The sequence below is a fragment of the Pseudarthrobacter sp. C4D7 genome (assembly GCF_013359725.1).
Classification (GTDB): Bacteria; Actinomycetota; Actinomycetes; order Actinomycetales; family Micrococcaceae; genus Arthrobacter.
Genome location: NZ_JABFMW010000006.1, coordinates 109325 through 130631 on the forward strand (window position 1 = coordinate 109325; position 21307 = coordinate 130631).

Annotated in this window: 22 protein-coding genes; 14 read left to right on the forward strand and 8 right to left on the reverse strand. The window is 64.2% G+C overall.

The features are described from left to right. Positions 1 to 39 precede the first annotated feature (39 nt). Positions 40 to 651 (forward strand): helix-turn-helix domain-containing protein, encoded by a 612-nt coding sequence (locus HNO81_RS06870; RefSeq protein WP_175317391.1) that lies wholly within the window; start codon positions 40 to 42, stop codon positions 649 to 651. A 48-nt stretch (positions 652 to 699) separates the two neighbouring features. Here HNO81_RS06870 and HNO81_RS06875 read toward each other — a convergent pair whose 3' ends face one another. The 6 genes from HNO81_RS06875 to HNO81_RS06900 form a co-directional block, all read right to left on the reverse strand. Continuing rightward, the gene (locus HNO81_RS06875) at positions 700 to 1218 is read right to left on the reverse strand and encodes a flavin reductase family protein (protein WP_175317392.1); all 519 of its coding nucleotides are present in this window, start codon (positions 1216 to 1218) and stop codon (positions 700 to 702) included. Between the two features lie 210 nt (positions 1219 to 1428). Then, positions 1429 to 1824: an STAS/SEC14 domain-containing protein gene (locus tag HNO81_RS06880; protein WP_175317393.1), complete on the reverse strand. Its 396-nt coding sequence runs from the start codon at positions 1822 to 1824 to the stop codon at positions 1429 to 1431. Between the two features lie 224 nt (positions 1825 to 2048). Beyond that, complete coding sequence (locus HNO81_RS06885; RefSeq protein ID WP_175317394.1) at positions 2049 to 3968, reverse strand: DUF2264 domain-containing protein; 1920 nt, start codon at positions 3966 to 3968, stop codon at positions 2049 to 2051. Positions 3969 to 4026: 58 nt separating this feature from the next. Continuing rightward, a complete protein-coding gene (locus tag HNO81_RS06890) occupies positions 4027 to 4740 on the reverse strand; it encodes a ThuA domain-containing protein (RefSeq protein WP_175317395.1) in 714 nt (237 codons plus the stop codon). Continuing rightward, entirely contained in the window at positions 4737 to 5888 is a 1152-nt protein-coding gene (locus HNO81_RS06895; protein ID WP_175317396.1) for a LacI family DNA-binding transcriptional regulator, read from the reverse strand. The genes HNO81_RS06890 and HNO81_RS06895 overlap by 4 nt, the downstream gene beginning before the upstream one ends. Next, a complete protein-coding gene (locus HNO81_RS06900) occupies positions 5885 to 7882 on the reverse strand; it encodes a heparinase II/III family protein (RefSeq protein ID WP_254703340.1) in 1998 nt (665 codons plus the stop codon). The genes HNO81_RS06895 and HNO81_RS06900 overlap by 4 nt, the downstream gene beginning before the upstream one ends. Before the next feature lie 157 nt (positions 7883 to 8039). Between HNO81_RS06900 and HNO81_RS06905 the strand changes: the two genes are divergently transcribed. The 11 genes from HNO81_RS06905 to HNO81_RS06955 all read left to right on the forward strand — a co-directional run bounded on the left by HNO81_RS06905 (position 8040) and on the right by HNO81_RS06955 (position 18065). Then, positions 8040 to 9053 (forward strand): hydroxyacid dehydrogenase, encoded by a 1014-nt coding sequence (locus tag HNO81_RS06905; protein ID WP_175317397.1) that lies wholly within the window; start codon positions 8040 to 8042, stop codon positions 9051 to 9053. Between the two features lie 58 nt (positions 9054 to 9111). Then, entirely contained in the window at positions 9112 to 10392 is a 1281-nt protein-coding gene (locus HNO81_RS06910) for an ABC transporter substrate-binding protein (protein WP_175317398.1), read from the forward strand. Between the two features lie 102 nt (positions 10393 to 10494). After that, positions 10495 to 11421 carry a carbohydrate ABC transporter permease gene (locus HNO81_RS06915; RefSeq protein WP_175317399.1) on the forward strand — a complete coding sequence of 309 codons (927 nt, stop codon included), beginning with the start codon at positions 10495 to 10497 and terminating at the stop codon, positions 11419 to 11421. Then, positions 11421 to 12365, forward strand: coding sequence for a carbohydrate ABC transporter permease (locus tag HNO81_RS06920; RefSeq protein ID WP_175317400.1), 945 nt, complete (start codon positions 11421 to 11423; stop codon positions 12363 to 12365). Before HNO81_RS06915 ends, HNO81_RS06920 begins: the two co-directional genes overlap by 1 nt. Before the next feature lie 5 nt (positions 12366 to 12370). Next, positions 12371 to 13078, forward strand: a complete 708-nt coding sequence (locus tag HNO81_RS06925; RefSeq protein WP_254703341.1) for a DUF624 domain-containing protein — start codon at positions 12371 to 12373, stop codon at positions 13076 to 13078. Positions 13079 to 13087: 9 nt separating this feature from the next. Continuing rightward, positions 13088 to 14836, forward strand: coding sequence for a beta-galactosidase family protein (locus HNO81_RS06930; protein WP_175317402.1), 1749 nt, complete (start codon positions 13088 to 13090; stop codon positions 14834 to 14836). Positions 14837 to 15137: 301 nt separating this feature from the next. After that, positions 15138 to 15785: an AraC family transcriptional regulator gene (locus HNO81_RS06935; RefSeq protein ID WP_175317403.1), complete on the forward strand. Its 648-nt coding sequence runs from the start codon at positions 15138 to 15140 to the stop codon at positions 15783 to 15785. A 65-nt stretch (positions 15786 to 15850) separates the two neighbouring features. Then, positions 15851 to 16120 (forward strand): helix-turn-helix domain-containing protein, encoded by a 270-nt coding sequence (locus HNO81_RS20390; protein ID WP_371818185.1) that lies wholly within the window; start codon positions 15851 to 15853, stop codon positions 16118 to 16120. A 174-nt stretch (positions 16121 to 16294) separates the two neighbouring features. Then, positions 16295 to 16849 carry an NAD(P)H-dependent oxidoreductase gene (locus HNO81_RS06945; protein ID WP_175317405.1) on the forward strand — a complete coding sequence of 185 codons (555 nt, stop codon included), beginning with the start codon at positions 16295 to 16297 and terminating at the stop codon, positions 16847 to 16849. Positions 16850 to 17107: 258 nt separating this feature from the next. Further along, the gene (locus HNO81_RS06950; RefSeq protein WP_256398686.1) at positions 17108 to 17671 is read left to right on the forward strand and encodes an MBL fold metallo-hydrolase; all 564 of its coding nucleotides are present in this window, start codon (positions 17108 to 17110) and stop codon (positions 17669 to 17671) included. 13 nt (positions 17672 to 17684) lie between these two features. Continuing rightward, positions 17685 to 18065: a RidA family protein gene (locus tag HNO81_RS06955; protein ID WP_175317407.1), complete on the forward strand. Its 381-nt coding sequence runs from the start codon at positions 17685 to 17687 to the stop codon at positions 18063 to 18065. A gap of 33 nt (positions 18066 to 18098) precedes the next feature. On the opposite strand, the gene HNO81_RS06960 is transcribed toward HNO81_RS06955, so the two are convergent. Together HNO81_RS06960 and HNO81_RS06965 are read right to left on the reverse strand one after the other, a co-directional pair. After that, positions 18099 to 18506: a hypothetical protein gene (locus HNO81_RS06960; protein ID WP_254703343.1), complete on the reverse strand. Its 408-nt coding sequence runs from the start codon at positions 18504 to 18506 to the stop codon at positions 18099 to 18101. Then, on the reverse strand, positions 18478 to 19041 hold the full coding sequence (locus HNO81_RS06965; RefSeq protein ID WP_175317408.1) for a hypothetical protein: 564 nt from the start codon (positions 19039 to 19041) through the stop codon (positions 18478 to 18480). Before HNO81_RS06965 ends, HNO81_RS06960 begins: the two co-directional genes overlap by 29 nt. Before the next feature lie 239 nt (positions 19042 to 19280). Between HNO81_RS06965 and HNO81_RS06970 the strand changes: the two genes are divergently transcribed. Beyond that, positions 19281 to 20324 carry a LacI family DNA-binding transcriptional regulator gene (locus HNO81_RS06970; protein ID WP_254703344.1) on the forward strand — a complete coding sequence of 348 codons (1044 nt, stop codon included), beginning with the start codon at positions 19281 to 19283 and terminating at the stop codon, positions 20322 to 20324. After that, positions 20321 to 21301, forward strand: a complete 981-nt coding sequence (locus tag HNO81_RS06975; protein ID WP_175317409.1) for a sugar ABC transporter permease — start codon at positions 20321 to 20323, stop codon at positions 21299 to 21301. The genes HNO81_RS06970 and HNO81_RS06975 overlap by 4 nt, the downstream gene beginning before the upstream one ends. The last annotated feature ends 6 nt before the right edge of the window (positions 21302 to 21307 follow it).

Sequence of the window (21307 nt, forward strand, 5' to 3'; positions counted from 1 at the left end):
CACTGGCAAAGACTTTTGCCGGTATGGCAAAGTGATCGTATGACCAGCGATCTCGACGCCGTTCTCGGGACGGTCGGCCCACGACTCAAAGCTTTCCGGGTGGAACGAAACCTCACCCTCACCGAGGTTGCCGCCGCGTCCGGGGTATCTGCCAGCACTCTGTCCCGCCTTGAAGCAGGACAACGGCGGCCCAACCTGGAGCTTCTGCTCCCCCTGGCGAGGCTCTATGGGGTACCCCTCGATGACATGGTTGACGCTCCGCCCACCGGGGACCCGAGAATCCATCTGAAGCCCATCACGCACGCCGGGATGACAGCCGTTCCCCTTACCCGGCGCCCGGGCGGTTTGCAGGCTTTCAAAATGGTCCTCGAAGGCGACGCCCGCGGGGAAGAACCGGATCCGCGCGTTCACGAAGGCTACGAGTGGCTCTACGTCCTCAACGGCAGGCTGCGCCTCGTCCTGGGCGGCAAAGACTTCGAACTGCGCCCGGGCGAAGCCGCTGAATTCGATACCCACACGCCACATTGGTTTGCCAGCGCCGACGGCCGGCCCGTGGAGTTGATCAGCCTGTTCGGCCAACAGGGCGAGCGGATGCACATCCGCGCCCGCCCGAAATCCGCGTCAACCGGGCACGGGCTGAACAAGCCGTGACCAGGCGCCCGGCGTCGAAGCACCTGCGCAGGCTGGGCCTGGCCGGTGTCATGCGACGCCGTCCAAGTCCCTGATGCGCGGTTCCCCTCCTTGGTGGTAGTTGCCCCTGAAAAAGAGCAGCGGTTCCGCATCCTGCCGCGCTTCAAGGGCGCGCACAGCCCCGACCACGATCGTGTGGTCACCGCCGTCGTATTCCTCATGCAGTTCGCAGTCCACCCAGGCCAGCGCATCATCCAAAAGGGGATTGCCCAGCGGGGATGCGGAGTAGCTGACTCCAGCGAACTTGTCGGTGCCGGATCGGGCGAACTGGGCTGCGAGGTGCTGGTGCCCGGCGGGAAGGATGTTGACGGTAAAACGGCCGGCCGCACGCAGTTGCGGCCAGGTGCTGGAACTCCGCGCCGGGCTGAACGTCACCAGTGCCGGGTCCAGGGAGAGGGAAGAGAAGGACTGGCAGGTGAAACCGGCGGGACCGTTCTCCGTAGCGGCAGTGATGATCGTCAGGCCGGATGCGAAGTGGCCAAGGACGTGGCGCAGACGCTGCGCGCTGATGTCAAAGTGTTCCGTCATGTTCGTTCCTTTCGAGACCGGTGGCTCCACCCAACCACCCATAAATTCACCGTTCAATCGGCGATGAAACGCTCCGACGCTATGGGCAACATGGGGTCACAGCCGGAAGTACGGAGTAACAAAAAGGGGCGCCCAACTGAGGGGGCGCAGGATCAACGCCCGCAGAGGCCTCGGTGCCTCGCGGCATGTCACGTCTGCTGCGGAGTGGGACTACCCGGCGTCGGGTTCCGGACCGGCCTCATCCGCTGGCGCGAGCAGCCATGCCATGGCCTCGTCCGGAGAGCTGAAGTACTGGATCGGAAATCCTGCGGGCTGCCGGGGCGGTCGGAACATGGCGATCACACGGTCAACAGGCGAGGACCCTACGAAGGCCATCCTGGAGACACTTGAAGAGTCGGGAAACAGTGTCCTGGCGGCGGCGGAGTGGGTCGCTCCCCCCAGATCAACCAACAGCGGCAACCTGGATCCGTGGGCCATGACGGTGATGGCGTCGAGCGCAGCCCGGCAGACGACACTGCCGATGTACGTCCCTGGCTTCCATTTCAGGTGCAGCACTCCGCCCGACAGCTCCAAAGCGCCTTTGCCCTTGATGTCCACAGCACCCACGTTGGTCCCCTATCGTGAATGAATCCAACCCGACCTTAACCGATATACACGGTGCCCCGTGCGGGGGACACCCCCCTTTCCATCACCTGGTCTTGTCGGCTTCAATCCCATTCCCGGGTGGGACGTGCCTTCCGCCCCAACGGGATGCCCCTCCGGTTTTACCTGGGTTGGGGCTTTGCGTCATGATGCGGCCTCCAGTCCGCGGCCTGGTCACGCACTGGCCCTCACCGGTCCGACGTCAACGATTCCCAGACGGACGCCACGTCCACCTCGATTCCGTCGGCAAACACAAACGTGTCTGCACCGATGAAGCGCGCCCCATCCATGTCCGTCCGAAGTCCTTCCCCGCCAAGTCCGACGACGGCGGCGTAGTCGCCGTCGGCCACCGGCCCGGACGTGCCAATCCACGGGATGACCAGCTGCTCACCCATGGGGTGCGGCCCGTCGTCGCGCCAGGTTCCGGCGTCGTCACATGCGCCGGCCCATGGGACGGGACGGAGCTCAGACTGCACTTCCGAGCCCGGAACCACGGGCCAGCCGCCCATGCGCAGGCGAACGCCGGCACCGGACGCGCCACGCACCCGCACGAGCCGCAACTCGACCGCGCCGCGGGTCAGGGACACCACTGTGGCTTCGGGTCCGGGCGTGGCTGCGCCGGCGGCACCGCTGCCGTGGTCCGGGCCGCCGTCAGGGTCCACCTCAATCCAGCGGGTCGCCGCGCGCGAGGCTCCCGCGTGCACGCCGTTCCGTTCAGAGTGCCCCAGGAACTTGAATCCGGTGCGGTGTGTCAGCCGCCCCTCGCTGTCCACAAAAGCCACGGCGTTGTCCAGGGACTCGGCTTCGAGGTGGGGGAAGGTGGCGGTCGAGTAGCCCAGCCGTGCGTAGAGCGGGGAGTCTGCCACCTGGGCGCCGGGGTTGGCGTGGTCGGTGCCGTGGTTCCGGATCCGGACGACTCCGTCGGCCACCGTCCCGTCAATTTGCCAGCCGGGGGCCGCTATCAGGCGCCGGGTGTCGGCGAGTTCCACGGGGAGGGGTTCCTCGACGGCTGTCCATGCCGCGTGTTGCGCGGGCAGGGCGAGGCCCATCATGCCCTTCGCGGCCCAGTACGGAGAGCCAAAGCCTGAGTATGACTGCTTCATGCCCGGGAACTCGCCGTGGAAGCCGATGGTCAGCAGGCCGTCACCGTTCAGGGCGCCGCGTTCCAGGAAGTACTTCAGGATGCCGGAGGCGGCGCGCCGGGAAACCCCGGGGCTGAGCCGGCTGTGCCCGGACAACTGTCCTGTCCAGAACGGCGCAGCCGCCGCAAAACGGTAGATGAGGCTGCGTCCTTGGATCAGCGGGGATCCGTTGGCGCCGACCAGGTGGATGGCGTCGTCGAGGAAGTCCGCCAAGCGTTCTCCGTCCACTGCGGTGCGCGCCCGGACCCGGGGATCGTTCGGCGCCATCAGCTGCAGCAGCTGCGGGTAGACCTGGAAGGCCCAGCCGACGTAGTGGTCGTAGGCGCGCTCCGGGCCGTCGGCGAACCAGCCGTGCCCCCGGTAGAGGGTGTCGTGGATCGCCAGCCCCGCGTCGATGTCGTCATCCGAAAACCGGCCACCGACGCTGGCGAGGAACATCTCAACGACGATCTGGAACCACACCCAGTTGATCGGCGGGTATTTTTCGCCGATCACCGTCTCAAACCAGGCCACCAACTGCTCCTTAACCCGCTGCGGAAGCTTGTCCCAGAGCACGTCCCTTGTCAGGGCCAGGCCCACGGCCAGGGACGCCGCTTCCACTTTGGCCTGGTCCAGTTCACCCGGTGTGGGCCACCGGTCCGGGTTCTGCGGGTTGGTTCCAGCGTCGAGTCCCTGCGCGTACCAATCGGCGATCCAACCCGTGTGTTCCGGGTCGCCGGCGATTCGAAATGAGGCAAGCAGGAAGGTCCGGGCAAACGCCTCGAGTGAATCGCTGCGGCGCCCGTAGGCGCTGGTCGCGCCAGGGAGGTACAGGTTGGCGTGGTCATCGCTGGCGTGGCGGTGGGCCGACCGAAGCAGGTGGTCTGCGTACGCGCACCAGTGCTCCCGGGTCAGTCCGGTATACGGCGACAGTTCCCGGTTCAGAGGGGGCAGGGAGAACGTGTGTGGCGGGGCTATGGAAGGCATGGGTTCCTGAGTGCTGGTCAGTGGGTATGCGGCAAAGGTTCTGTGAGGTGTGGCGGCTTCAGGGGCACGTCAGCCAGGCGATGGCCTGCGACAGGATTCTGCAGTGCTCACGTGACTGGTAGGAGGCTGCGTCATGGCCCAGGGCGTCGTAGAACGTCCTTCCGCCGCTGCCGGTCCCGGTGCTGCGGCGTTCCAGCGACCACAGCACCGGGTGCTCCATCCCTTCATGGGTGTGCGTGGCGTGAACTGTGATGTCAGGCGACGTGCGAAGGAAGCTGTAGCGCTCATCGAGCAGGTCGAAGTTGGGGACGCCGGACACGACCGGGCCGGAGCAGGGAAGGACGTCAATGGACGCCGGGCCGTACTCCGGGTGCATTGAAGTGCCCCGGATCCAGCGGCCGCCCAGTCCCTCCTCCCAGGCGGGCAGGTCCGTAAAGCTGGTGGAGCTGGAGTGGGAGACCAGCAACGGCAGTTCCGAAGCCAGCCAGCGGCTTAGCCCGGCCGCGGCCCCGGGCGTGCCGGGCGACGGGTCACCATCGCGCGGGAGTCCGACGTTGATTGCGAGCAGCGAAGGCAGTGCCGTGTCGTCCGTGTCCACCAGGTCCGCCAGGGCGGTATCGACGTCATCGGGGATGATGACCTGTAAACCCGCCGCCTCAAGCAGGCCCGCCAGGGCGGCGGAGGTGTCGGCAAAGGGATGCCAGGGGTCTGCGTACCGTCCCGTGCCGCTGAGCAACAGGGCCGTGGGGCGGGCCGCGCCAGCCGCCGTCACAAGGTTTCCTGCACGACGGCGGAAGCCAGGTGCCGCGGCGCCCCCACCGACGATTCCCGCAGGATCAGTTCCGGGTTCAGGTCGATGCGGTGCACGGGCCGCAGGCGTCCTTCTGCGAGCCGGGCCGCCATGAGCTGCACTGCTACCTTGCCGACGTATTGTTTGGGTGGGCGCACGGCGGAGATGGCCGGCTCCGCAAGGTAGGCCACCTCGTCGTCGTATCCCACAATCGCCATGTCGCCGGGGACGGTGACGCCCCGGTCCCCGCAGTGCTGGACGAAGGCCACCGCCTGGGTGTCCGAGTGGACCAGCATGGCGGTGGTTCCCGTCTTGCTGCACAAGTCCAGGACGTGGTCGAAATGTTTACTGCGATCGCCGTTCTCCTGTTTGGCCGAGTCCTCGTGGACCGAACCTTCCAAGGGGATCTTCAGCGCGGCCAGTGCCTGCTGCCATCCCCGGACCACGTGCGGGCTTGTGGGGCTGGATGAATCGGTCAGGCAACCGATCCGGCGGTGTCCCTCCTGCCACAGATGGCGCACTGCCATGCCTGCGCCGAACGCGTGGTCCGTGGCCACCCACTCCAGTTTGTGCGCGGGCGTCTCGGCAGGAGCGCGGCGTTCGGCGAGCACCACGGGAATGGGAAGCGCGTTCAGCCAGCGGAGCAGTTCCTGGCCATGGTCTCCGGTCATGTCCGGAGCCACAATGAGGCCGTCGATGTTCTGGGTGTCCAGAAGCGCCTGCACCTGCCTGCGGTTATCCGCTGCGTCGTAGGCGGAGCCGCGGACCAGGATCCGCAGGTTCTGTTCCTCGGCTTCAGCGCGGGCCCCGCTGATGACCTGCGGCCAGTAGTAATCCAGCGATGGCACCACCATGCCAATGGAGTAGTTGTTTGAAAGCTGCCGCGCTGCGGTTGCGCTCTTGTCCAGACGACTGGGCAGCGTGGCCCCGCCGTGCACCCGGGACACCAACCCTTCATCGGCCAGGATGTTCACATCGCGGCGGATGGTCAGCTCGCTGACCCCCAGCTTTGCGGCTATCTCACGGACGGTAATGGCGCCGTGGGCGCGCAGCTCCTCCATGAGCCGCTCGCGCCGCTGCAGGGAGAACAAGGACTTACCTGTCGCTTCGGGGCTTGGGTCAGGACTCATGATGTTGCCTCCACGGTGAGGATAAACGAGCCGGCGGCGCGGCTTTGGCTGGGCATTCGGAAACGAAGCCGGGTGAGCTTGGCGCCCCACACCTCTGCCAGGAGCGGATCATCCAGGTGCCATTCATCCACGACGACGTCGGCGGATCCAGGTGCCCAGCGCAGGACGGCTCCCCTGCCCTGCGCTGCGCCCGGAATGCCCGTTGGCCGGATGGTGGCGCTGCCCGGCTGCAGCTGCGGCGTTCCGGCAGTGAGATAAGCGATGTCGACGCCGGAGGTTGCGTCCTGCCCCGGGGCGTCACGTGGAGGGGCGGACAATTCCCAGCGGTCGGCGATGGTGACCGTGCGGGCTTCGGCGTCAAGGAAGGAACTGCGGATCCAGCTTTCCGGGCTGAGTCCGTAGGCGGCACCGATAGCCAACGTCAGGCGCGGGTTTCCCGCGTCAGGGGCGGCCAGGACGGTCGCGGTGAACTCCCTGCCGGTTCCTTGTTCGAGCCCGAAGGGTGCCGGGACGCTGTGCCATGCGCTTTGCATGGCACGGATCTCATAGCGGTCCGGACCGAACGTCTTCGCTGTGTAGGTCGGTTGGCCCGCATCCACCAGCAGGGGTACGCCGTCCACGGCAATGACGACCGAACCGACGTCGCGGTGGTTGTGGTGTTCGCCGTTGTGTCCGCCCTTGGCAGCGAGGTAGAGGCCTTTTTCCGTGCCGCCGCTTTCACGTGCGGTCATGATCTGCACCGACGGCAGGTAGGTCAGGGGAGCCAGTGGTGGACCTGACGTGGCCTCCCCTGCGGGTTCGCCAGGGCCGGTGAGCAGGGAGTGCAGGACCCTGCCCAGTCCTGCACTGGCCTCCACCGTGCCGCTCATCATGGCTGCGGCATGTCCGGCCGCGGGTTCGTCGCCCAAGCGCACGGCCCACCGGTGCAGCATGTCCCATGGCAGGCTCTTCGCAGACCGGGCGGGACCGTCGGCGACGTTCAGGAACCACGTGCCGCCAATGTGCATCCTGTGCGGAAAGGCCACAAGCCCGCGGACCACCGGCAGGCCGCCGTCGAGCACTCCCCCGGTGGCCTGCTCCAGCAGGGAGAGGCCTTCCAGCGCCCGTCCGGCGCCGTTCCACCAGTATGCAAATCCTTCATCGATGGCACCGTCATCAGGGATGGAGGCCAGAAACCGGTCCAGCCCTTCGACGCATCTGGCCACTGTGTTCGCCTGGGTGCTCGCGTCGTCCACCAGGAACAGCGCCGCGGCGATCAGGTTGGAATGGATCCAGGGGTTCCAGTTGTGCACGTCACCGTTCAATCCCAGCCAGTGCCAGTCCAGCCGCTCCAGGAAAGGCTGGATTACCCGTTCGTACGTCTCCTCACGTACGCGCCTGCGCAGCCCGGGCGCCCTCGCCTCAATCTGCTCACCCAGGACGTGATCAATCCACGCAAGTTGGGCAGCAACCTCGCCGGCACCCAGGTCCAGGAATGGAAGCGACCTGTCCGGGACGACACCGCCGGATCTGACGAAGACGTCGTCGTGCGCTGCCCAGCTCCAGGAGCTTTGCTCGCAGAGCAGGTAGACACCGTCGATGACCTCGTCCAGCCATTCATTCAGGCCCGAACAGTCGGGGCCAGGATTTCCTGCGTCACCATGTCCGGGAACAAGGGCCATGACGACCGCCCGCGTCAGGCGGTGCTGACGGGCCGCCACCAGGGACTCGTACGCCGTACGGTTCCCGTCGCGGAAATACCGTGCATAGTCGGACAACAAGGGTTGCGGCCATGGTGCCGCACGCTCCGCGGCTGCCTGTCCAGCCAACTCGGGCAGGCAATCACCGGACAATGATGACCACGCTGCACTGCCGGCCCGGGGAATACTGATTCGGCCGGCGGCTCCTGCCAGCAGCATCCGGAGTTCTGCCGCAGAAGCTGCCCTTCCCCACGCTGCAGCCAGCGGCCTCGACGGCACATCGGGGGGAACTGTAAAAGCCTCGGAGAGTGTCATCAGCCCAACTCAATTATTCGAATTTGATTGTTTATGAATGAATGCGATCAACCTGGTTGTTCATTCTTGTTCTTGAGTATCTACTGATTGTTAGATGTGATGCAAGACATGATCGAACAAACCGGACACACCATCCCAAAGAAGAGAGGAGGCCCGGATGTCTTCCAAGCCAAAGGCCCTGCTGGTCATGAACCGCGGAACTTTTGCCGACCAGTTTGATGCCACCCGCCTCGCCCGGCTGGCGCGCCTGGTGGATCTGGGCGGACAAGCCTGGACCGATTCCCTCGACTATCCAAAACTGGCACCGCAGGTTGCCGAAGTGGAGATCCTGCTGACCAGCTGGGGCGTTCCCCTGCTGGACGCAGCTGTCCTGGAACGCATGCCGAAGTTGCGGGCTGTCTTCCACTGCGCGGGTACGGTGCGAAGCTTCGTCACCCAGGAACTGTGGGATCGGGGCATTCTCGTCACCAACGGCGCCGACGCCAACGCCATCCCGGTCGCCGAATTCACGTTCGCCACGATCGTCCTGGCCGGAAAAAAGGCCCAGGTGCTCGCCAACGACGCCCGCACCTTCCGGGAGGACTGGACTTACACCACAGCCCGCGGCGAATTGGGCAACATCGGCAGAACCATCGGCATCATCGGCTTCTCCCGCGTCGGCCGCAGGGTGGTCCAGCTGGTCCAGCAGCTCCAGGACGTCACGTGCCTCGTGGCAGATCCACATGCCGACCCGGCCACCGTGGCGGCGGCCGGCGGCACACTGGTCCCGTTGGCGGAACTGCTGGCCGCCTCCGACATCGTCTCCGTCCATGCCCCGGCCCTTCCGGAAACCCGGCACATGATCAGCGGACCGGAACTGCGTGCCCTGAAGGACCATGCCACCCTCATCAACACTGCACGGGGCTCGCTGGTGGATACCAAGGCACTCGAAACTGAATGCTCCACCGGCCGCATCCAGGCGATCCTCGACGTCACAGACCCTGAACCGCTGCCGGCAGATTCCATCCTCTATGACTTGCCCAACGTCGAGATCACCCCCCACATCGCCGGCTCACTGGGCACCGAAACCCGGCGGATGTCCGATGCCGCACTGAATGACCTGGAGAGGTACCTCACCGGCCAGCAACTCATGGCGCAGGTGGTCTCCAAAGACCTTTCCCTCAGCGCCTGACCAAACCACACATGCCGTTGACACGGCGAACCACTCAATCCCAACAGAGGAGAACGCAATGAAGCGCAGAACTTTCGCCGCCGTCGCCCTGGCAGTGACCACCGGGCTTGGACTGTCCGCCTGTGCGGGCGCCGCAGGACCCGCCGAACCCCAGGGCCAGGACGGGAAGACCGTCCTGACGGTGTCTGTCTGGAACTACCAGGGGACCCCTGAATTCAAGGCCCTGTTCGATGCCTACGAAGCAGCGAATCCGAACGTTGACATCCAGCCGGTGGACATCCTCGCCGATGACTATCCGCAGAAAGTCACCACCATGCTGGCCGGCGGCGACAAGACCGACGTCCTGACCATGAAGAACGTCATCGACTACTCCCGGTACGCCAACAACGGACAGTTGCAGGAGATCGGCGACGTCGTCGACTCGGTCGGCAAGGACAAACTGGCCACGCTCGACGCTTTCGACATCAACGGAAAGTACTTCGCCGCGCCGTACCGCCAGGACTTCTGGCTTCTCTACTACAACAAGGACCTCTTCAAGGCCGCCGGGATCGAAGACCCGGAGAACCTGACCTGGGACGAATACTCGGCGCTGGCCAAGAAGCTGACCAGCGAAGCCAATGGCAAGAAGGTTTACGGAACCTACCACCACATCTGGCGCTCCGTGGTGCAGGCCATCTCCGCGGCCCAGAACGGCAAGGACCAGAACAGCGGGGACTACAGCTACTTCCAGGACCAGTACAACACCGCCCTGGACCTCCAGAAGAGCGGCGCCACGTTGGATTACGCCACGGCGAAGAGCCAGAAGACCAGTTACCGCACCATGTTTGAAAGCGGCCAGGCCGCGATGATGCCCATGGGCACCTGGTACATCGCCGGGATCCTGCAGGCCAAGAAGGACGGCAAGACCAACGTCAACTGGGGTCTGGCACCGATGCCGCAGAAGAACGACGACGGCAAGGTCACCACGTTCGGATCCCCCACGGCGTTCGCCGTGAACAAGAACGCGTCCCACTCGGATGAGGCCAAGAAATTCATCACCTGGGCCGCCGGGGAGGAAGGGGCCAAGGCGATCTCAACGATCGGCGTAGTCCCGGCGCTGCAGGACGACGCCGTGAAGGATTCCTACTTCAAACTCGACGGCATGCCCACCGACGACCTGTCCAAGAAGGCCTTCACTCCAGACCAGACCGCGCTGGAAATGCCGGTCAGCGACAAGTCGGCCGCGACCGACAAGGTACTCAACCAGGAGCACGACCTGATCATGGTCGGCGAGAAGTCCGTGCCTGACGGCATCGCCTCGATGGGCAAGCGCGTCAAGAGCGAAGTTCTCGGCCAGTAATACTCCCGGGTCCGGTGCCGCCGAAAAGGCGGCACCGGACCGGAACCTGCACTCTCCTGATCCTGAAAAGGAGGAACGCTTCCAGCCACGGGAGCGGTCATCATGACTACACAAACCATCCCCCAGGCACCTGCACCCGTGCAGAGCCGAGGCAACCGGAAGCAAGCCAGGCGGAACACGCTCATCGGCTGGACCTTCATCCTCCCGAACTTCATTGGCTTCCTCGCCTTCACGCTCATCCCGGTCCTGGCCGCCTTCGCCCTCTCCTTCATGGAGTGGACCTCCTTCAGCGCGCCCAAGTGGGTTGGCCTGGCCAACTTCCAGCGGATGCTGGCCAGCGACTCCTTCTGGATCGCCCTGCGGAACACGGTTGCCTACGCGGTCGGCCACGTCCCCCTCACCATGGCCCTGGCCCTGCTGCTGGCCATGCTCCTGAACCGTAAGCTCAAGGGCATCGGCTTCTTCCGGGTAGCCATCTTCTTCCCCTACATCACCTCGCTGGTAGCGGTCGCCGTCGTCTGGAACATGCTCTTCAGCCCGGACAACGGCCCGATCAACCAGTTCCTGCACTCCATCGGCATCGCCGAGGCTCCCGGCTGGACCTCCAGCTCCGACTGGGCTCTTCCCGCGGTCATCATCACCAGCGTCTGGCGGGACATGGGCTACTACATGGTCCTCTACCTGGCCGGGTTGCAGGCCATCCCCAGCGAGCTCTACGAAGCAGCGGAAGTTGACGGCGCCAGCGCCTGGCAGCGCTTCTGGAATGTCACAATCCCCTCACTGCGCCCCACTACGTTCTTCGTGGTGGTGATGCTGACCGTGTCCAGCTTCAAGGTCTTTGACCTCATCGTGGTCATGACCAACGGCGGCCCGGGCCGCGCCACCACGGTCCTGTCCCAGCTCATTTATCAGGAAGGCATCGGCGAAGGGAAGTTCGGCTACTCCTCTGCGATCTCCCTGGTGCTGTTCCTCATCGTCCTGACGGTCACCGTCGTCCAGTTCAAGATCCAACAGCGGAGGGAACGCTGATGACCAACATGGCCGAAGACCTCAAGGCTCAAGAACCCCTCGCAGGGGCCGGACTGGCACCTGCTCCGGCAGACCGTCGTCGTGCGCCCGTCTCCAAACCCGGCAGGCGGTCCACCCGGGAGCGGAAGAAGCGCAGCACGGACATCGCCATCTACGCCGTGCTGGCCGTGCTGGTGGTCGCGTTGATGGTGCCGTTCATCTGGATGCTCTCCTCCTCGCTGAAGGAGAACAACCAGGTCCTGACCGTCCCCATCCAGTGGATACCCAGCGAGTTCGTGTGGAGCAATTACGCTGATATCTGGACCCGGATCCCCATGATGGGTTACCTGCAGAACTCGCTGTACCTGGCCGTGATCATCACGTGCCTGCAGGTCCTGACCGGTTCGCTGGCGGCCTACGGGTTCTCCAAGGTCCGCTTCCCGGGCCGGGACGTCCTGTTCCTGGCGTACATCGGGACCATCGCCGTTCCATGGCAGGCCTACATGGTGCCGCAGTACATCATGATGCAGAACCTGGGGCTGACCAACAGCTTCAACGCCCTGATCCTGCTGCAGGCGTTCGGCGCGTTCGGCGTGTTCCTGATGCGCCAGTACTACATGACCATTCCGGACGAACTCTGCGAGGCAGCCCGGATCGATGGCCTGAGCGAGTACGGCATCTGGGCGCGGGTGATCCTGCCGCTGTCCAAGCCCGCCCTGGCCAGCCTGGCGCTGCTGACATTCGTGAACACCTGGAACGATTACATGGGACCGTTCATCTACCTCACCTCCAACCGCCTGTGGACGGTCCAGCTGGGCCTGCGTTCCTTCGTGGGCCAGTTCGATGCCGAGTACGCCATGATCATGACCGGGTCCGTCATCTCGGTACTGCCGATCCTGGTCATCTTCCTGATCGGCCAGCGCTACTTCATCCAGGGCATCGCCACGAGCGGCATGAAAGGATGACCTCCATGGCACAGCACCCGGTTCGTCGGCGCGGTTTGGCCGGCCGGATTCCCAGCCCCGGGTTCGAAACGTTCGGCGGGATCTTCGGCTTCATCTACACCTTCCTCGCGGGAAACGTGCTGATGGCCGTCGCCAACGCACCACTGGTGCTGTGCCTGGCCCTGGTGGCAGACCCTGTTTCCGCCTGGCCCTTCTTCCTGGTGCTCGCTGTCACCGTTCCGCCATCGCTCGCCGGACTCTTCGCCTCCTTCCAGGCCCTGCACGACGACGGTGCGGCAGCGAAGCCCGTTACCTCCTTTGTTCGGGGCTACCGGCGCGGATTCCGGCGGGCGGCCCCGCTGGGGCTTGCCGCCGTGGCAGTGCTGCTGTTCCTGGGCGTGGACCTGGCCATTGTGCAGGCGATGCCCGCCGCGGCGGTCCTGGTGCCCGTGATCATAGTGGCGGCGGCTGTCGCGGCGAGTGTCGCTGTCATGGCGATTGCCGGCGTCGTACTCCTGCCGAACACGACGCTGACGGACCTCTTGAAAGCGGCCCTTTACCTGTCCGTCCAGCGCTGGTACCTGAGCCTGGCCATGCTGGTTCTGCTCGGAATCATCGCGGCAGCGGCCCTGCTGCAGCCAATCCTGGGCGTGGCGCTGGCACCGGCCCCGCTGCTGTTCGTCGTGTGGAGCAACGCCTCCTACGCCTATTCGTCCGCACTTCGCTCTTCCTAGGACTCCCCTTTGCCCACTTTTGCCATCGGCGACCGCGATTTCCTCTTGAATGGGGAACCGTTCCGCATCCTCTCCGGCGCCATCCACTACTTCCGGGTCCACCCGGACCTTTGGGCGGACCGGATCCACAAGGCACGCCTGATGGGGCTGAACACCATCGAAACGTACGTCCCATGGAACGAACACTCCCCCACTCCCGGAGCCTTCCGGACCGATGGCGGCCTGGACCTCGGCCGCTTCCTTGACCTGGTCGCCGCCGAAGGACTGCACGCGATTGTCCGGCCGGGCCCCTACATCTGCGCGGAATGGGACAACGGCGGCCTGCCGGCATGGCTGTTCACGGATCCAACCATCGGCGTGCGCAGCAGCGAACCCGGTTACCTGGCGGCCGTGGACCGCTTCATGGAGCAGCTGCTGCCCATCGTGGTGGAGCGGCAGGTCACCCGGGGTGGTCCGGTGGTCCTCTTTCAGATCGAAAACGAATACGGGGCGTACGGCTCGGACAAGGCCTATCTGCAGCACCTGGTGGACTCAGCGAAGCGGGCCGGAGTGGACGTCCCGCTGTTCACCTGTGACCAGCCCTTCGGCACCATGATTGAGGACGGCTCGCTGCCTGGGCTGCACAAGACCGGCACCTTTGGGTCACGGGCCGACGAACGCCTGGCCTTCCTGCGGGAGCGGCAGCCGGACGGCCCGCTGATGTGCGCGGAGTTCTGGAACGGCTGGTTCGACAACTGGGGCACCCACCACCACACCACCGACGCCGCAGCCTCCGCAGCTGAACTCGACGCCCTGCTCACCGCGGGGGCATCCGTGAACATCTACATGTTCCACGGCGGCACCAACTTCGGGTTCACCAACGGCGCCAATGACAAGGGCATCTACGAACCCACCATCACCTCCTACGATTACGACGCCCCGCTCACCGAGGACGGCCACCCCACCGGGAAGTACTTTGCGTTCCGGGACGTGATCGCCAGGCATTTTCCAGTGCCGGCAGAGGTTCCTGCGCCCCGGCCAAGGGCCACGGAATCCGTGGTCACGGTTTCCTCGGCAGCGACGCTGCTGGACGTTGTGTCCGCGGGCCCTGCAGAGAAGATGCAGGGCACTATTCCGCCGAGCGAGGCCACCGGCCAGTACCGCGGCTTTTTCGTGTACGAACGGGAGCTGGCCAACGGCGGCGTCCTCACCTTCGGACAGGTCCGCGACCGCGCCCAATTCTTCCTGGACGGACTGCCCCTTGGCACGCTCAGCCGTGAACTCGGCGAACGGTCCATCGTCATCCCCCGTGACGGGCTGCTGCAGATCCTAATGGAGGACCAGGGCCGCGTGAATTACGGGCCACGAATCGGTGAGGCGAAAGGCCTGATCGGGCCCGCGCTGCTCGACGGCGCGGAAGTGCTGGATTGGAATCTGCGTCCGGTTGACCTTTCATCGCTGCAGATGTTCCGGGCTGCAGCCAACCAACTGTCCGGTTCGGGGGGTGTGGCCGGGCCATCCATGTCCTTCGCCATGTTCGAGGCCGACGGCCCCGGAGACCGCTACCTGTGCCTTGACGGCTGGACCAAAGGCAACGCCTTTATCAACGGATTCAATCTAGGCCGCTACTGGAGCCGCGGCCCGCAACGGACCCTTTACGTCCCCGGACCCCTGATCCGTGAAGGCACGAACGAACTCGCCATCCTTGAACTGCAATCCAGCTCTTCACGGGATCTTCGCTTTGTGCACGGCCCGGACCTGGGGCCCGACGAAAAGTAGCGGGCATGGCCCACGCGCCGAGGTCGAAGCGATGCATCCCCGGCTGATGATCGGGCAGTGCTTGGGCCATGCAGTCGTTGAACAGGCACCGCGCAACCCGGAAGAGGCGCCTCTATCCCCCTGGCCCGGCGGGCTGCTTCACGCTCACCCGGGCACTGGCCGCGCCCAGGGGATTAATCCTGCTTTCCAGCCTCCGCTCGAGCCGTTGCGAACCTATCGGGTCAGGATTCATGATGGGAAAGGTGCCCATACGAGTGTTTGGAGGCGTGTGGAGCGCCGGATGCGAGGACTGCGGTGAGAAGTGAGTGATCGTGGCAGGACCATCGGGTTCCTGGTCCACGACAACGTCACGATGATGGACGTCGCCGGGCCAGCTGACGTGTTCCATCATGCCAATGCCTTTGGCGCCGACTATAAGACGGTTATGGTTTCGGCGGACGGCCAAGCCAAACGGGCTGCAAACGGCCACTTTTTGATGGTGGAGTCCACCGCCGCGCGGGCAGGTGCCCTGGACACGGTGCTGGTTCCTGGGGCCTACGGTATGGTGGCCAAGCCTTTTGAGCAGGAACTGGTTGACGCCGTGGGTCAGCTGACGACCGGTGCCACAAGGATTGCATCCGTTTGCACTGGTGCTTTTCTCCTGGCGCACACGGGTTTGTTGAACCACCGGAACGCGACAACGCACTGGACCCAGGTCGAGCGGTTCAGAAAGTCATTTCCCCTGGTGAATGTAGTCCCCGATGCGTTGTTTGTGCAGGATGATTCGATCATCACGTCCGCCGGCATCAGTTCCGGCGTGGACCTGGCGTTGTTCATGGTTGAGGACGACTATGGTCCTGAAGTAGCCCGCGCCGTCGTACGGCAAATGGTCATATTCAACAACGGCCAGGCGGGCAATCCCAGCATTCGGTTGCCGTCGCTGCCACCACGTCCCGGGACCATGTCCTGAGGGAACTTTTGGACCGGATCACAGCCGAGCCTGCGGCTGATTACTCGATCGATGCCATGGCCGCCATGACACATCTCAGTGCCAGCAGCCTGGCCCGCAGGTTCCAGGAGGCAACCCGGACCAGTCCGGCCCGGTATGTCGAAAAGGTGCGGATCGAAGCCGCGCAGGCAATGCTTCAACACGGAGCCACCGTTGCAGCCACTGCAGCCGCAACTGGATTCGGAAGTGCAGAGACTATGAGGCGCGTTTTCACGCAGAAGGTCGGAATGAGTCCCTCCCTATATCTCAAGCGACTCATGCTGCGAGACGGCGACGACGGTCACCTCCCCGCGTGATGTTCGCACCCTGACGCTATTTGTGGGTTTCCTGACGGAATCAGCGGGTCCCCTGGTACTTGTCCGGGACGATGCTTGACGTACTGCACATAGCCGGGAACCACCGTTCGTCCTCGCCCTCAAGCACCGTCCCCGCCCTGATTGTCCGCACGGCAATGAAATGGAACAACGACCATGACAGCTGATCACAAGACGCTGGTCCTTCTGGACCATCCCAACCTTTCCGCATCCCGTATCAACAGGGCGCTCTCATCCGCGCTCAAGGATGCACCGGATCTAACGGTGCACGACCTGCGACGCCTGTACCCGGAAGGCCACATCGACCTTGCCGCAGAGAGGGCCGCGGTGGAGGCGGCCGAGAACATCGTCCTGCAATACCCCACCCACTGGTACGCGCCTCCGGCATTCCTCAAAACCTGGCTCGATGAAGTGCTGGTCCGCGGCTGGGCCTACGGCACCGGCGCATCCGGGGCACTTGCAGGCAAGACACTCCGGGTTGCCACCAGCACGGGCGGCGCCGGAGAGGCCTACTCCCCTGACGGCTTCCACGGATGGGACTACAACGACATCCTCATCCCGCTGCAGGCCACAGCCCGGCGGCTCGGAATGCAATGGCTCCGCCCCTTCGTCCTGCACGGCGTACGGAACGTGACGGACGAACAGCTGCAGGACCTCGCGCAGGACTACAGGAACCTCCTGTCGTTGAGCACCGTGCGGGAGCACGTCTAAGCGACGCCGTCGAGAACCCTCAGCGATAGGACAAGCGCAATGAAACGCATGTGATCCTGAAGCCTTTCAGGCTCCGGCATGCGCTCTTTCCATCAGCGTGCCTGGAATATGTGAGCTCTTGACGGCTCTGCGTGGGGCGCCCATATTGAAAGGGCGTACCTCAGCTCGGGAGGCAGAAAGATGGTGGACGTCCCGGATTTGGTCGAATCCGTCGTTCAGTCCGTTCATTTGCCCGCAGGCATGGCGGGCCCGGAGCCGATGGAATTCGATGTGCGGTGTTTCCTGCTCAGGGACCGGAGCGGACTCCTTTTGGTGGACGCCGGCATGAACACCGCCCCTGACGACATCGGCTCAGCCCTCAGCCGGCTTGGAGCGCAATGGGCGGACCTCACCGACATCATCATCACGCATTCGCATCCCGACCACACCGGCGGGCTGCAGGCAGTGACGGCCCAGGCCCCAGGCGCAACGGTATGGGCTGGTGGACCCGACATATCCGATATTCGCTCGGAGGTGCCGGTCCGGCCGCTGCACGAGGGAGACTACGTCCGCCCCCTGCGGGTCATTTCGGCTCCAGGCCACACGAAGGGGCACATCTGCCTGCTATGGGAATCCGAAGGGCTGCTGTTCGCCGGGGACGCCGTCGGCACGGTCGAGGGAGTAATGACGCGTCCGCCGGCGCCCTTTACTGCCGACCCGGCGGCAGCCGAGGCTACGCTCGGAAAGCTCGCAGCATTGGACCCGGTCCGGATGCTTTTCTCGCACGGCGACGAAGTGCCCGACCCCGTACATCAGCTGCGACGGCTCGTTGTAGGCGGCTAGGAAAGGATTTCTCATGACCAGGGAGGTCATCAAATCGACCAATGCTCCGGGCTCTCCGCTCTTTAGCCAAGGCGTTAAGGCGGGACCGTTCGTGTTTGTTTCGGGCATTGTCGGCATCGACCCGAGCAGCGGACACACTGCGGGCGACGGTATCCAAGCTCAGACGCGCCAAGCTCTTGCGAACTGCGAGGCCATCCTTCGGGAAGCGGGAGCAGGCCTGGCTGACGTGGTCGAGGTCGGGGTGCTGCTCAGTGATCCGTCCGACTTCGCGGGACTCAACGAGGAGTATGCGCGCTGGTTCCCGGATGACCCTCCCACGCGCTATGTTGCACGTCTCGGCGTTGATCTTGAGGGCATTCTGGTGTCGGTCCGCATGACAGCCTTTATCAGCTGAGGCCGGCTCGACAAAGGACCCGTTCCGCCAGGGCTAACCCCGACGCCGGTGGCCGCGGGCCAGGATCACCTCGGCGGCGGCTGCCAGGGCCGGCAGGAAGGTGACGACGGCGGCCAGGCACCGCAGCAGACTGTACGGGTCATCCCAGGTGGTCCACCCAACAAGAACCCCCGGCAGCCCGGCGCAGACGCTCACCCACACCTTGTGGCCGCGGAGGTGGGACCATGCGGCGGCCGTAACGGACAGCAGGCAGCCGCCGTAGACGTACCGGTTCCCCACCCAGACCTGCTCCTGCTGTGCGGGGTTGGGAAGCCAGAGATACCAGCCGGCACGCACGATCCCGTAACCGATCAGCAGCATGGAGGCGAGCAGGAGCAGCGCCCAGGCAATGGCCCCGGCGCCCCGCCGGTCCTCAGCTGACCCTGGCGTGGTCCAAAGCATCAATGAGCTCTCCGGAATCCTCAACATCGTAGAAGGCGACCGTTTGCCCGCGTCCGAGGTTAAAGAAGTCCATTCCAGTGTTTTGAGGCATGCCACCGCCGAAAAGACCACCCATGCCCTGATACCCGAAGGTCACGCTGACGTGCCGTCCGTCTCTGGACCGATCAACCTTTGTAGGAGTGGCGTTGAGCGAAGACTCGGAAACCGACCTGTCGCCGACGCAGACGATCGCACGCCGGTCGGTGAGGCCGTAGACCGTGCGGAGCTTCCGCCGCTTCTTGACGATGAACCTGCCAAAGATGATGTAGAGGCCGACGAGAACGAAAGGGATGCCCCAGAGCAGGAAGAAGGGCTGCTTGGCCGTGGTGACCACCATGACCTCCCAGAAGATTGCAAACCCGCCCCAGAGGACGCTGAACGGTACCAGGAAAGCGTCCGCGCCGGTGAACCGAACCTGCGGATCAGGTCGACCGGTCCACAGCAGCCTTTCGCCTTGTCGAAGAAGGGGCAGAATCCGGCTGCGGGGGTCATCCATGCCCGAAGTCTTACACAGTAGAACCTGCGTGGACAGTTGGAACTCCGACCACTGCGGGGATGAATCCGACGAGGCCGCCGGGGGCCCTGTCCCTCCAACCCGGCGTTGGGATGTGTCCACCTAGGCGTGACTGCTGCGTACGTAACATCTTGACGCCGCCATGTGGTGCAGGTTACTGTTCTTTCTGTCGGTTATACGAATAACTGATACGAATAACCATTTGGCTCAAGGAGGTGCCCATGGCCAGGTCCCGCCCCCGCTCCGGACCCACCATGCATGACGTGGCGGCTGCCGCAGGAGTGTCCCAGGCTACCGTCTCCCTGGTCCTGAATTCGGCGTCCGGTTCCCGGTTTTCGGACGAGACCCGCCAGCGGGTGAACGACGCTGTCCAGCAGCTTGGCTACCGTACTAACGCCCACGCCAAAACCCTCCGGGAAGGCATTTCCGGAATCATCGGGTTCCTTGGTGACGCCGTCGCCACCACACCTTTCGCAGGAAAGATCATCGAAGGGGCACAGGAACGCGCGTGGGAAGACGGCCTGCTTCTGCTGACCATGAACACTGGTGGAGACAAGGCACTGGAATCAGCGTCGCTGGATTCCATGCTCTCCTACAAGGTCGCCGGCGTCGTTTACGCGGGGATGTACCACCGCCGGCTCGATGTCCCCGAAGCGCTGGAGGCAGTCCCCTCGGTGGTGCTGAATTCCCAGGACCGCAAGCTGCGCCTTCCCAGCGTCGCCCCGGATGAGGAACTGGGGGGTTACACCGCCACCCGGCACCTCATCGAAGCCGGACATACGCAGGTAGCGATGATTAACATCGAAACCCTGGAAAGCGAACTCCCCGCAGCCGTGGGACGCTTCAACGGCTACACCAAGGCAATGACCGAGGCCGGAATCCCGGTGTCATCGGGCCTGGTCCGCTTCGGCACCGGCAACGAAGACGATGGTTTCACCTATGCGACGGAGCTGCTGACATCCGGCAATCCCCCGACCGCCATCTTCTGCGCCAACGACCGCACCGCATGGGGGGCCTACCAGGCCGCCGCGGAGCTGCACCTTTCGATCCCCGGCGATGTATCCATTGTTGGCTTCGACAACCAGGAGACTCTGGCCCCGCACCTGAGGCCGGGACTCACCACTCTAGAGCTGCCATTTGTCGAGATGGGGCGCCGTGCCGTCGACCTCATCCTGCAGGGCGCCGAACCTGACGGGCGGGTCGAGTTCATGACCTGCCCGCTGATTGAACGGAACTCAGTGACACATCCGAAGGAGAAGCCATGAGCCGCGTCCTGGCCCGGCCTACGCCGGCAGCACCGCCCGCATCCCCGCCTCAAGCGCGCCAGCGGAAGGCCTTTTCGCTGCGCCTGAAAAGAGTGGGCAGGGCGTGGCAGTTATACGTATTACTTATCCCGGCACTCGTCTACATCGCAGTTTTCAAGTACTGGCCGATGTATGGGGTACAAATAGCTTTCCGCAACTACAACCCCGTGGATGGATTCAGCGGAAGCCCCTGGGTTGGCCTGCAGCACTTCGTGAGGTTCGTCAACTCCTACCAGTTCAGCCAAGTGGTTGGTAACACCCTCTGGATTGCTGTGCTGGGCCTGCTGCTGGCTTTCCCCATTCCGATCATTCTCGCGCTCCTGGTCAACCAACTACAGAGCGAACGGTTCAAGAAGTTCACCCAGACCGTGCTCTATTCTCCGGCCTTCATCTCAACGGTGGTCGTTGTGGGCATCATGTTCGTCCTGCTTTCGCCGCGGTCGGGCCTGGTCAACAACGCCATTCAGCTGGCAGGCGGCCAGCCGGTCTTCTTCATGGGCTCCCCGGAGTGGTTCCGGCCCGTCTACGTCATCTCAGATGTGTGGCAAAACGCGGGCTTTTCCATGATCGTGTATCTGGCTGCCCTGTCCGGGATCGACCCCGCGCTGCATGACGCCGCCAAGGTTGACGGCGCCTCCAAGCTGCAACGCATCCGGCACATCGACCTGCCGGGCATCATGCCCGTCATAACGGTGCTGTTCATCCTCGCCATCGGGAACCTGCTCAACGTGGGATTCGAAAAAGCCCTGCTGATGCAAACAAACCTGAACCTGCCGACGTCGGAAATCATTCAAACGTACGTCTACCACGCAGGCCTGCAGCAGGCGCAGTTCAGCTATTCGGCCGCCATTGGCCTGTTCAATTCCGTCCTCAACCTCGTGCTGCTGCTGACCTTCAACTGGGTAGCGCGCCGGGCCAACCAAGCAACCCTGTGGTGATGCCGT

What these genes read in the sequence shown, in the direction of transcription:
- HNO81_RS06955 (WP_175317407.1), top strand. Translation starts at nt 17,685, where the DNA reads ATGACCAGGGAGGTCATCAAATCGACCAATGCTCCGGGCTCTCCGCTC.
- HNO81_RS06920 (WP_175317400.1), top strand. Translation starts at nt 11,421, where the DNA reads ATGACCAACATGGCCGAAGACCTCAAGGCTCAAGAACCCCTCGCAGGG.
- HNO81_RS06960 (WP_254703343.1), bottom strand. Translation starts at nt 18,506, where the DNA reads ATGCTTTGGACCACGCCAGGGTCAGCTGAGGACCGGCGGGGCGCCGGG.
- HNO81_RS06950 (WP_256398686.1), top strand. Translation starts at nt 17,108, where the DNA reads ATGGAATTCGATGTGCGGTGTTTCCTGCTCAGGGACCGGAGCGGACTC.
- HNO81_RS06915 (WP_175317399.1), top strand. Translation starts at nt 10,495, where the DNA reads ATGACTACACAAACCATCCCCCAGGCACCTGCACCCGTGCAGAGCCGA.
- HNO81_RS06975 (WP_175317409.1), top strand. Translation starts at nt 20,321, where the DNA reads ATGAGCCGCGTCCTGGCCCGGCCTACGCCGGCAGCACCGCCCGCATCC.
- HNO81_RS06895 (WP_175317396.1), bottom strand. Translation starts at nt 5,888, where the DNA reads ATGAGTCCTGACCCAAGCCCCGAAGCGACAGGTAAGTCCTTGTTCTCC.
- HNO81_RS06910 (WP_175317398.1), top strand. Translation starts at nt 9,112, where the DNA reads ATGAAGCGCAGAACTTTCGCCGCCGTCGCCCTGGCAGTGACCACCGGG.
- HNO81_RS06970 (WP_254703344.1), top strand. Translation starts at nt 19,281, where the DNA reads ATGGCCAGGTCCCGCCCCCGCTCCGGACCCACCATGCATGACGTGGCG.
- HNO81_RS06945 (WP_175317405.1), top strand. Translation starts at nt 16,295, where the DNA reads ATGACAGCTGATCACAAGACGCTGGTCCTTCTGGACCATCCCAACCTT.
- HNO81_RS06885 (WP_175317394.1), bottom strand. Translation starts at nt 3,968, where the DNA reads ATGCCTTCCATAGCCCCGCCACACACGTTCTCCCTGCCCCCTCTGAAC.
- HNO81_RS06875 (WP_175317392.1), bottom strand. Translation starts at nt 1,218, where the DNA reads ATGACGGAACACTTTGACATCAGCGCGCAGCGTCTGCGCCACGTCCTT.
- HNO81_RS06900 (WP_254703340.1), bottom strand. Translation starts at nt 7,882, where the DNA reads ATGACACTCTCCGAGGCTTTTACAGTTCCCCCCGATGTGCCGTCGAGG.
- HNO81_RS06965 (WP_175317408.1), bottom strand. Translation starts at nt 19,041, where the DNA reads ATGGATGACCCCCGCAGCCGGATTCTGCCCCTTCTTCGACAAGGCGAA.
- HNO81_RS06925 (WP_254703341.1), top strand. Translation starts at nt 12,371, where the DNA reads ATGGCACAGCACCCGGTTCGTCGGCGCGGTTTGGCCGGCCGGATTCCC.
- HNO81_RS06905 (WP_175317397.1), top strand. Translation starts at nt 8,040, where the DNA reads ATGTCTTCCAAGCCAAAGGCCCTGCTGGTCATGAACCGCGGAACTTTT.
- HNO81_RS20390 (WP_371818185.1), top strand. Translation starts at nt 15,851, where the DNA reads ATGACACATCTCAGTGCCAGCAGCCTGGCCCGCAGGTTCCAGGAGGCA.
- HNO81_RS06870 (WP_175317391.1), top strand. Translation starts at nt 40, where the DNA reads ATGACCAGCGATCTCGACGCCGTTCTCGGGACGGTCGGCCCACGACTC.